Genomic DNA, 9,837 nt, shown 5'->3' with positions numbered 1-9,837 from the left:
CTCTTCGTGCCCCGTCGGCCGCCGGTCACCCGGGGTTCCCCGCCAGTGTGGCGGTCTCCGCCGCGTCGGTCCCGGCTGCCGCGCCTGCGCCCGGCGCGAACGGATCGAACGAGGCCGGTGGCGTGAGCTCACCGGGAGGAACCGGTGCGAGGATGACGGTGTCGGCCGCGGGCACGTAACCGGCCGCGAGCGCCGTCGTCTCCAGGCCCACCGCCGACTGCGCCCACGCGAGGTCCGCCTGACGTTCGACCCGAAGCTCCTCGAGCGCGGTGATGTCGGCGTTGATGTCGTCGAGTTCGGCCTGGGTCTGGACCACGACGGCGTGCAGTCCGGCGAGCGCGAACAACACCACGAAGAAAAAGCAGGCGACGATGGTGCTGATCGCACCGACGGTGCGGGCCCGATCCTCGGGCCGCACGATGCGGAGGTCTGCCTTCCCGGGTTCGGCCCTGGTCGACCGCCGGCTCGGACGAGCCGTGGCGCGGGCGCTCGTCGGCGCAGCCATCAGGCGGCCAGCTTCTCGACGGCGCGGAAGCGAGCGGCTTCGGCGCGCGGATTGCGAGCGATTTCCTCGGCCGACGGCTTGCGGGCGCCCCGCCAGAGCAGTCGGACCTCGGCCACGTAGCCGGGCGGATGCGGCAGATCGTGACGGGGCGGGGGCCTCTCCCCTGCCGCATCGCGGAAGCGATGCTTGACGATCCGGTCCTCGCCCGAGTGGTACGCGAGGACGGCACATCGGCCTTCGGGGGCGAGCAGTTCGATCGCCTGGCGGATGGCATCGTCGAGGATCTCGAGCTCCTGATTCACCTCGATGCGAATCGCCTGGAAGCTGCGACGGGCGGGGTGCCCGCCCTTGCGGCGAACCGCGGCGGGGACCGCCTCGCGAATGACATCGGCGAGCTCGGCGGTCGTGACGATCGGCCGGGCGGCCACGATGGCGCGAGCGATACGGCGGGCGTGCGGCTCGTCGCCGTGGCGGCGCAGCAGCGACGCGAGGGCGCCTTCGTCGAGTGTGTTGACGAGTTCGTCCGCTGTCGTCGCACTCCGCTGGTCCATTCGCATGTCGAGTGGCCCGCTGTGACGGAAGCTGAATCCGCGATCGGCGGTGTCGAGCTGCGGCGACGAGACGCCGAGGTCGAACAGACATCCCGACAGGTGATCGACACCGAGCGATCGGACCACCTCGGTGATGGCATCGAATCGTCGGTGGTGGAGAGTGACCCGGTCGCCATGGGGAGCGAGCCGGGTACCGGCGGCGTCGAGCGCCATCTGGTCCTGATCGAGACCGATCAGCGAGATGCCGTCGTTGGCGCCGAGAAGCGAGAGTGCGTGGCCCGCACCACCGAGGGTGGCGTCGACGACGACCCCGTCGGGTACATCGGCGAGCACGGCGACGACCTCGGCCCGCATGACCGGATCGTGCGCGAAACCCGCTGCGGGGTCGTCGGTGGGCGTGTCGGACATGAGAAAATCGCCAACGCCGTCGAGGTCGACTGAAGAGTCGACATCGGTCATCTGCAGTCTCCCGACCGACGGCGTCCGCCGGGATTTCTCCCCGGTCGGACTAATGGCAAGCGGGCGGAGTACGGGTCTTCCATTTGTCGGTCGGAAGACTGCAGATGATCGAGTCGTCAAAGGTCAGACCTGGAGGCCCGGCACGCTCCTTTCATCGATGGGTGAGCGACGGTTCATGTGCGAGCCGCCGCACCGTGGCCACGCTCGATGGCGTCGGCCAACTTCTCGGAGCCGGCGGGCGACACGTTCGCCCAGCGCTCGGGATCCCACACTTCGATGCGGCGCAGCACACCGGTGACGACCACTGCCCGGTCGAGGCCGGCTGCCTCGCGAAGATGAGGAAGCAGGCGCACTCGCCCCTGCGAGTCCGGCACGACCTCGTCGGCGTTGCTCGAGAACACGCGAAGGGCATTCATCTCGACCTCGCCGGCCGACACCCGCGCTTCGAGCGCGTCGGCCATCCGGTCGAATTCCTCGACCGGAAGGATCGCCAGACAGCGGTCGAGCGCCGTGACGATCGCACCCTCGGCCAGCTTCGCCCGAAAGGAGGACGGGAGGATGAGCCGGCCCTTGTCGTCGAGCGTGTGCTCGAAGTTTCCCACGAAGCGTGCGTTTCCCGCCATGGCCTGCCCCCTTCCTCACTGTCGGTCCCCTGGACTCCATGTCGCTCCACGCTACTCCCTTTCCCCCCACCATGGCAAGCATTTCCTCCCCCTTTCCTCCACGATGAGCGCGAACGAACAGGCGTTCGCCAAAGACCCCACCACGAGCGCGCGTGGGCCCGCCGGTGGCCACACTGCGTGAGTTTCCGCTCGACCGGCTGGTGGTGCGGCCGCCGGCGTCAGCGCTCGACGGGCGTTTCGATCGCCGGTGCGGCCGCCGACAGCGCCGTGGTGAACGCCGACCGCAGGGGCGACGCCTCGGCGGTGCCGACACGGTCCGCCCAGTCGGTACCGGCCACGGCGGCGCCGGGTCGGGTCAGCAACCCGAAGGTCGTTGCGGCATCCCAGCGCTCGTGGACCAGGCACTGGAACCGGACCCAATCCCGCGTGCGGCGCTGACTGATGCCCACGAGCTTTCGTCCTCCGACGGTCACCTCGGCCGGTCCGATCCCGGCGAAGCACACCTGGCGGCCCCAGGCCCCGCGTTCGAGTGGTCCCGTCTGCACGTGGAGGTCCGTGGTGCCGAGGGAGCGCAGCGCCCGGACCCACACCGCGGCCAGCCAGTCGGCCGCCCGACCCACATCGTCGAGCCACAACGGGTCCGCGGCGGGCAACCAGACGTCGAGCCACAGGTGCTCGTCGGGAATCAGCAGCACTGCTCCCCCGCCACTACGACGGCGACCGACCGCGATACCGGCCGCGGCGGCGGCCGCCGCATCGACGTCCTCCGAGGCCTGAGTGCTGCCGAGCACCAGGCTCGGCTCGCTCACCCGCATGTCCCACACGGTGCGCGTCGCCTGTGTCGGTGGCGCCGGATCGTGGAGATCGGCGGCGCGGCCATGACGCATCGCCCAGTGCCAGGAGAGATCGTCGATCACGCGCTGCGGCGATCCGCAGTGAGGTAGGGCGTCCACGTGTGGGGAACCGACCCGGCCGCGACCTCGATCCACGTGCTCGGCGGCGGCGGGCCCGGGGGACGAGCAAGCCGCATGGTCGTCTCACCGACCAGGCGATCGCGCTTGCCGCCGTTGCAGCGACGGCACGCGGCGACGACATTGTCCCAGGTGTGGCCGCCACCACGGCTCCGCGGCACGACGTGGTCGATCGTCTCGGCGAGACCACCGCAGTACTGACACTGGTGCGCATCTCGGGCCAGCACACCCCGCCGATTGGGCGAGCGGTGCGTGGGATAGGGCACGTGGACGTAGCGGCTGAGCCGCACGACCGACGGTTCGTCGACGGACAGTCGTTCCGAACGGACAAGGCGTCCCGAGTGCTCGAGCATCTCCACCTTCTCGGCCAGGATCAGGCAGATCGCTCGGCGGGTGGGGACGACGGCAAGGGGCTCGAACGTCGCATTGAGAACGAGGACCCCGGCCATCGCAAGAACCTACCGAATCCGGTCCCGGCGGTTCTCGGCTTTGCACCATCGCAGCCAGGCGACCAGATCGTGTGGCTCGGGGGCACGACTGCCGTCGCCGTACTGCGTCGTCGCCCGGAACGCCAGCATTGCGGCATCGGGCACGGGGAGGAAGGGCGGTCGACGCCACCAGTCGTCGGGCAGCATCCGGCGGAACTCGACGAGCGCGGTGCCCCACAGCGGTGGATGCCCGGCCACGGCCCGGGCCCCGCGGAGCAGCATCGCCGCCCTCACCGTCGGTCCAGGAGATCGTGACCGAGCCCGGCGAAGCCGACCGCCGCGGCCCCGATCAACGGACCGTCGGCGCCGAGTTCGGCCGGCCGGATCCGGGTGCCCTTCGAGTGTTGCAGTGTCGCCACGCGATCGACCTCCCTCTGCGCGGCGGCGAAGAAGACCTCGCCGAAACCCAGGGCCACCGACCCGGCGACCACGGCGAGCTGGAGATCGAGCAGGTTCGCCACCGAGCCCACGGCCCGGCCGACCATCGTGCCCGCCCGAATGCGCTCTGCCTCGTCGGCGTCCTCGGCCGGTCTGCCCGTGCGAAACGCGATGGCGGTGCCGCTGGCCTCCGCCTCGAGCACACCCCTGATGTGCCCCGGGAGCGGTGTCCCCTCCGGCTCGACCACGACGTGGCCGATGTGGCCGGCGTTGCCCTCGTCGCCGTCGAGCAGCCGCCCGTCGAGCACGATGCCGCCGCCGACACCGGTGGAGACGACCATGCCGAGATAGTTGCGCACACCGCGCGCCGCGCCCTTCCACCCCTCGGCCAGGGCGAGGGCCTTCGCATCGTTGTCGACGAACGTCTCGAGACCCGTGAGCGCGGCCATACGACCGTGCAGCGGAAAGTCACGCCATGCCGGGATGTTGAGCGGCGACACCGCCGACCCACCGGCGCGCATCGGGCCACCCGACCCGACGCCGCAGACGGCTACGCCCTCGAGTGCCATCGGCTCGATCATCGCCTCGATGCGGGCGAAGAGCTCATCGGGATCGGTCGCGCCACTCGATGCCACGCGACGGCGCTCGCGGATCCGCCCGTCGAAGTCGACGAGGGCCACTTCGAACTTGGTGCCGCCCACGTCGAGCGCGAGCGCCGGGGGCATCGGAGCAACAACCACGGGGTCAACATAGAGCGTGGTCGCGGCGCAACGGTGTCCCGCTGTCCGGAGCCGCCGGATACGTCCTACGCTTTGCGCCGACAGGAACGGCGGCCGGAGGCTCTGTGACAGCGACTGACGACCATCCCGACGACGGTGCCATCGGGTCGGTGACCCTCCGGGAGTCCACAACGGCCCGCCATGGTGCCTCCGAGGGCTTCGCCGAACGGTTCACCTCCATCCGTCACAACATCGAACAGGTCGTACGGGGCAAGACCGACGTCATCCACCTGCTCGTGCTCGCGCTCGTGTGCGACGGCCATGTGTTGGTCGAGGACGTCCCTGGTGTCGGCAAGACCAGCCTCGGCAAGGCCCTCGCTCGCAGCGTCGACGGCAAGTTCGGCCGCGTGCAGTTCACCCCGGACCTGCTTCCCACCGATGTCACGGGCATGTCGGTGTGGAACCGATCGGCAGAGACGTTCGAGTTCCGGCCCGGTCCGATCTTCTCCGACGTGCTCCTCGCCGACGAGATCAACCGGGCCTCGCCGAAGACGCAGTCGGCGCTCCTCGAAGCCATGGCCGAGCGGCAGGTCACCTCCGACGGGGTCACGCATCAGGTCGGCTCGCCGTTCATGGTGATCGCCACCCAGAACCCCATCGAACACGAGGGCACCTACGCATTGCCCGAGGCCCAACTCGACCGGTTCCTCATGCGGTTGAGCATCGGCTACCCCGCCCGCGAGGCCGAGCAGGTCATCCTCGAACGCCAGGGCGGCGTGGCCCAGATGGTCGACAGCCTCCGGCCGGTGGTCACTGCCGCCGAAATCCGTGAGATGTCCGAGTCGCTGGAGAACATCTACGTCGCACCGGCGCTGCGGTCCTATCTGCTCGACCTCGCCGAGGCGACCCGTCGCCACGGCTCGTTGTCGCTCGGGCTCTCCCCCCGGGGCGTCCTCGCGCTCCAGCGGGTCGCCCGGGCCCAGGCCGCATCGCAGGGCCGCACCTACGCCACACCCGACGACGTGAAGGCGCTCGGACGGGTGGTCATGCCCCACCGGCTCCTCGTCACCCCCGAAGTCCGGATGCGCGGCGTCAAACCCTCCGACGTCGTCGCCGAGATCCTCGACGGCGTGCCCGTTCCGCGGCCCGAGTCGAGCTGACGTGCCCACCCGAGCCGGCTGGGGGGTCCTCGCCGGTGGGATCGTGCTGCTGCTCACCGGTCGGCTGGTCGGCGGTCTCGAGTTCATGATCCCCGGCGCGGCCGCCGTGCTGGCCGTCGCCGGTGCCGTCGCCGTTCGCCGGCTCCGACCCTCGCGCATCGCCGTCGCCAAGCAGCTCGCGCCGCCCCGGGTGCCGGCCGGCGATCCGGCCCGGGTCGACATCGAGATCATCAATCGTGCCGCCTCGCGCTCTCCCCTGCTCCGCTTGCACGATGCCGTCACCGGCACCCACGGCGTGCACCTCTCGATCGCGGCCCTTCCGGCCCAGGGCTCCGCCCGGGGCGCGTACCGGCTGCCCACCACCCGCCGCGGCGTCATCGCCCTCGGCCCGACGCGGATCGACGACGTCGACCCGCTCGGGCTCGCCCACCGCTCCCACCTGCTCGAATCCACCGTCCGCCTGATCGTCCACCCGATCATCGAGCAGATCCCCGTGCGACGGGTGCCGTCCGGCGACGACCCGCTGCTCGGCGAGGAACTCCGGCAGTCGCTCGGACTGAGCGACGAAGAGTTCGACGGACTTCGGCCCTACGCCCCCGGCGACGACCTCCGCCGCATCCACTGGCCGTCGTCGGCGCGTCAGGGTGAGCTCCAGGTCCGCCAGTTCCGTCCGCCCCGCCACGGCCGACTCACCGTCGCCATCGACACCCGACCGCCGGGCGACACCGCCGATGCCCTCGACATCACCACGTCGATCGCCGCGTCGGTGGCGGCGTCGGTGCTCGCCGCCGGCGACGCAACCCGGGTGGAGACCACCGACGGCCGGTCCACACCGCTCGTGCACGGCAACGCGCAACTCGACCAGGTCCTCGAGTTTCTCGCCCTCCTGGAGAACGGCAACACGCACATCCATCCCGCGGTGCCGAGCGAGGCCGGCACCGTCGTGGCCGTCACCACCGACCCGGCCATCGCCCGCGATCCGGTCGCCCGCGTGGCATTCGCCCAGCGCCTGCGGGCCCGCATCGTGATCACGTGCGATGCGACCGTGTGGGGCGCCGACACCGGCGGCCACTCCACGGGCGACTGGCTCCACCTCACCGGGCCGGGCCAACTCGGCGCACTCTGGCGTCTCGACCGGAACCGAACCACCGCGGTGGTGGGCTAGATGGAGCTGCGTCGCCGCGTGCTGCTCAGCGCCGAAGTCGCGCTCGCGACGCTCACGATCATCGTCACGATCTCGCTCGAACGCCTCTTCCTCGACACCACGTTCCTTCGGGACCTCCTGGTCCTGGTCATCGGCTCCCACGTCGTCGCCGCCGTGTGTCGCCGCGCCGAGCTCTCGATGCTGTGGTCCACCCTGGTCAGCGGCGTGGCCCTGATCGTGCTGGGCACCGCGGTCTTCTACCCCGACGTGTCGGCGCTCATCGTCCCCACCGGCGAGACGCTGACGGTGCTCGGCGACGACCTCCGCGAGGCGTGGCGGGTGTTCGGCGAGGAGGCCGCGCCCGTCCCGCCGCTCCGGGGCTTCCTGGTCACCACCGCCGTGCTGATCTGGTACGGGGTGTTCCTCGCCGACTGGGCCGCCTTTCGGCTCCGTTCCCCGCTCGAGGCCGTCGCCCCGGCCGGCGCCGTGTTCGTGTTCGCCTCGCTGCTGGGCCTCGACCGTCACGAGGTCGCCCACGGTGCGCTGTTCGCCGCCGGTCTGCTCGCCGTGCTCCTCACGCTGCGAGCCGAGCGGCAGGTCCGCGAAGAAGTCTGGGTGGCGAGCGGTGCCGCCGATGGCGTCCGCACCACACTGCGGGTCGGGGCGGCGGCCGGCGTCGCGGCCGTGATCCTCGCCGCCATGGTCGCGCCGCAGGTCCCCGGGGCGACGGCCCAACCCCTCGTCGACATCACCACCATCAACGACGGACCGGACACCCGGTCGGTACTGAGTCCACTGGTGGAGATCTCGGCCTCGCTCGTCAGCCAGTCCGACACGGAACTGTTCTCGGTGCGGGTCGAGCGATCGCAGCAGGACTACTGGCGGCTCATGGCGCTCACCACCTTCGAGGACGAGATCTGGCGACGGAGCTCGAACTTCGACGACGCGCGCGGCCCGGTCGACAGCGACATCGATGCCACCGTTCCCACCGACGCCGTGACCCAGGAGATCACCATCGCCGACCTCGGCAACATCTACCTGCCGGCGGCCTACGAGGTCAGCGAGATCGTCGACGACGGCGGCGTCCGACTCGAGTACGAGGTCGCCACCGGCGCCCTCGTCGTCGAGCGGGGGCTCGAGGAGATCCCACGAGGGCTGACCTACACGATCGAATCACAGGTCCCCGACTACTCACCCACGGATCTCCCCGCCGATGCCGACGAGGGACTCGACGGGGGCTTCGTCGCGGCGCACACCCAACTCCCGCCGACCTGCGAGCCGGGCGAGTCCAGCGCCGACACCGGCTGCTGGCCGACGGAGATCAGCGATCTGGCCGCCGAGATCACCGCCGGGGCCACCACCGACCACGAGCGGGTTCTCGCCCTCCAGCGGTTCTTCCTCGACCCCGATCGGTTCACCTACAACCTCGATGTCCGACTCGAGCACGACATCGACTCGATGACCGACTTCCTGGCGATCGGCGAGGGCTACTGCGAACAGTTCGCCTCCACGTTCGCGGCCATGGCCCGCTCGCTCGGCATTCCCACCCGTGTCGCCGTGGGGTTCACCTGGGGCGAGTGGAACGAGGCTCGCCAGTCCTACGTGGTGACCGGGAAGTACGCCCACGCCTGGCCCGAGGTGTACTTCGCCGGCGTGGGATGGGTCGTCTTCGACCCCACGCCGGGCCGCAGCCGCGGTCTCGATGCCGACATCACCCAGCTCCCGGTGCCCGAGCAGGACGGCGATCTCGCAGGAGGCGAGAACCTGCCCAGTACCACGACCACTGCGGCACCCGACCCCGACAGCGAACCCGGCAACCTCACCCCGGGTCCGGCCCGTCCTCCCTCCACGACCACGCCACCGATCCTCGGCGCACCCGGCGGGGCGGGACCCGGTGACGACACCGATGGCCCCGGCGGCGCCCTCCGGCTCGCGCTGATCGTCCTCGGGCTGGCGATACTCGTCCTCGGGTTCGTGCCCGGAGTGCAGTACCTCCGGCGCCGGCGCCGGATGGCCCGCGTGTCCGCCGACCCCGTCGGCCAGGGCGAGGTGGCGTGGGACGACGCGGTCCGGGCCCTACGCCTGCTCGCCCTCGTCAACGAACCCACCCAGACGCCGCACGAGTTCGCGTCCGTCGTCGAACGCTCCCATCGTCAACTGGGTCCGATTCGCCAACTGGCCGACCATGTCACCGCGCTGCGGTACTCGACCGGCGACGAGGCGACCGACCACGCACTGGCCGCCCACGCGGCATCAGCCGACATCGTGCGCCGCTGCCGTGCGCAGGTCAGCCGAGCCCGCCTGATCGGCGACACCATGGACCCCCGCACCCTGTTGCTGCCGGCACCCGCGCCACTCTCGATGCGCTGACGTCAGTGCTTGTCAGCGCTTGTCAGCGGTCCATGTCGTCAGGACGCTGGAAGCGCTCACGCATCCGCGACCCGGCACCACCGATGGCATCACCGAAACCGCCGGACCGGAAGTTCTCCGTCATCTGCTCGAGACCGGCGCGACCCAGCTTGCGAGCGTTGTTCTCGAACCACAGGAGGCTGGCCAGCATCAGCAGGAATCCGCCGAAGGCGAGAATGAACGACGTCGACAGCAGGATCACCATGAGCACCGCGCCAAACACGAAGCCGGCGGTGGCCCACTTCAGATTCCGGAAAGCATGGGTGTAGATCGTGGTCTGCGCGACCTCGCGGGCGAGCGCGGGATCGGACTCGTAGAGGTGATCCTCGATCTCGGTGAGGATCCGTTGTTCGTCCTCGGAAAGCGGCACCGACGTACTCCTCCAGCCCTTGACTCTGGAGTTCATTCTCGCACAGCCGCCACCCCTGGA

At 70.4% G+C, this 9,837-nt stretch carries 11 protein-coding genes; 3 read left to right on the top strand and 8 right to left on the bottom strand.

The features are described 5' to 3' along the window. Positions 1 to 25: 25 nt before the first annotated feature. The 7 genes from RIB98_09865 to RIB98_09835 form a co-directional block, all read right to left on the bottom strand. Positions 26 to 505: a hypothetical protein gene (locus RIB98_09865; protein MEQ8841276.1), complete on the bottom strand. Its 480-nt coding sequence runs from the start codon at positions 503 to 505 to the stop codon at positions 26 to 28. Continuing rightward, positions 505 to 1,515: a 16S rRNA (cytosine(1402)-N(4))-methyltransferase RsmH gene (gene rsmH, locus RIB98_09860; GenBank protein MEQ8841275.1), complete on the bottom strand. Its 1,011-nt coding sequence runs from the start codon at positions 1,513 to 1,515 to the stop codon at positions 505 to 507. Before rsmH ends, RIB98_09865 begins: the two co-directional genes overlap by 1 nt. A 173-nt stretch (positions 1,516 to 1,688) precedes the next feature. After that, on the bottom strand, positions 1,689 to 2,138 hold the full coding sequence (locus RIB98_09855; protein MEQ8841274.1) for a division/cell wall cluster transcriptional repressor MraZ: 450 nt from the start codon (positions 2,136 to 2,138) through the stop codon (positions 1,689 to 1,691). Positions 2,139 to 2,356: 218 nt separating this feature from the next. Next, the gene (locus tag RIB98_09850; GenBank protein ID MEQ8841273.1) at positions 2,357 to 3,091 is read right to left on the bottom strand and encodes a hypothetical protein; all 735 of its coding nucleotides are present in this window, start codon (positions 3,089 to 3,091) and stop codon (positions 2,357 to 2,359) included. Further along, positions 3,052 to 3,558, bottom strand: coding sequence for an HNH endonuclease (locus RIB98_09845; GenBank protein MEQ8841272.1), 507 nt, complete (start codon positions 3,556 to 3,558; stop codon positions 3,052 to 3,054). The genes RIB98_09850 and RIB98_09845 overlap by 40 nt, the downstream gene beginning before the upstream one ends. 9 nt (positions 3,559 to 3,567) lie before the next feature. Beyond that, positions 3,568 to 3,819 (bottom strand): hypothetical protein, encoded by a 252-nt coding sequence (locus RIB98_09840; GenBank protein ID MEQ8841271.1) that lies wholly within the window; start codon positions 3,817 to 3,819, stop codon positions 3,568 to 3,570. An 8-nt stretch (positions 3,820 to 3,827) separates the two neighbouring features. Further along, entirely contained in the window at positions 3,828 to 4,715 is an 888-nt protein-coding gene (locus tag RIB98_09835; GenBank protein ID MEQ8841270.1) for an ROK family protein, read from the bottom strand. A gap of 104 nt (positions 4,716 to 4,819) precedes the next feature. On the opposite strand from RIB98_09835, the gene RIB98_09830 reads away from it, so the two are divergent. The 3 genes from RIB98_09830 to RIB98_09820 are packed head-to-tail and all read left to right on the top strand — an operon-like array spanning position 4,820 to position 9,368. Continuing rightward, on the top strand, positions 4,820 to 5,854 hold the full coding sequence (locus RIB98_09830; protein MEQ8841269.1) for a MoxR family ATPase: 1,035 nt from the start codon (positions 4,820 to 4,822) through the stop codon (positions 5,852 to 5,854). Between the two features lies 1 nt (position 5,855). Next, positions 5,856 to 7,019 (top strand): DUF58 domain-containing protein, encoded by a 1,164-nt coding sequence (locus tag RIB98_09825; GenBank protein MEQ8841268.1) that lies wholly within the window; start codon positions 5,856 to 5,858, stop codon positions 7,017 to 7,019. After that, positions 7,020 to 9,368: a DUF3488 and transglutaminase-like domain-containing protein gene (locus tag RIB98_09820; protein ID MEQ8841267.1), complete on the top strand. Its 2,349-nt coding sequence runs from the start codon at positions 7,020 to 7,022 to the stop codon at positions 9,366 to 9,368. A gap of 22 nt (positions 9,369 to 9,390) precedes the next feature. Here the strand turns inward: RIB98_09820 and RIB98_09815 are convergent, their stop codons facing one another. Continuing rightward, positions 9,391 to 9,777 (bottom strand): DUF3040 domain-containing protein, encoded by a 387-nt coding sequence (locus tag RIB98_09815; protein ID MEQ8841266.1) that lies wholly within the window; start codon positions 9,775 to 9,777, stop codon positions 9,391 to 9,393. Positions 9,778 to 9,837 lie beyond the last annotated feature (60 nt).

This window comes from Acidimicrobiales bacterium (genome assembly GCA_040219515.1).
Lineage (GTDB): Bacteria > Actinomycetota > Acidimicrobiia > Acidimicrobiales > Aldehydirespiratoraceae > JAJRXC01.
Note: the sequence above shows the minus strand (reverse complement) of the source record. Positions and strands in the feature narration are given on the sequence as shown.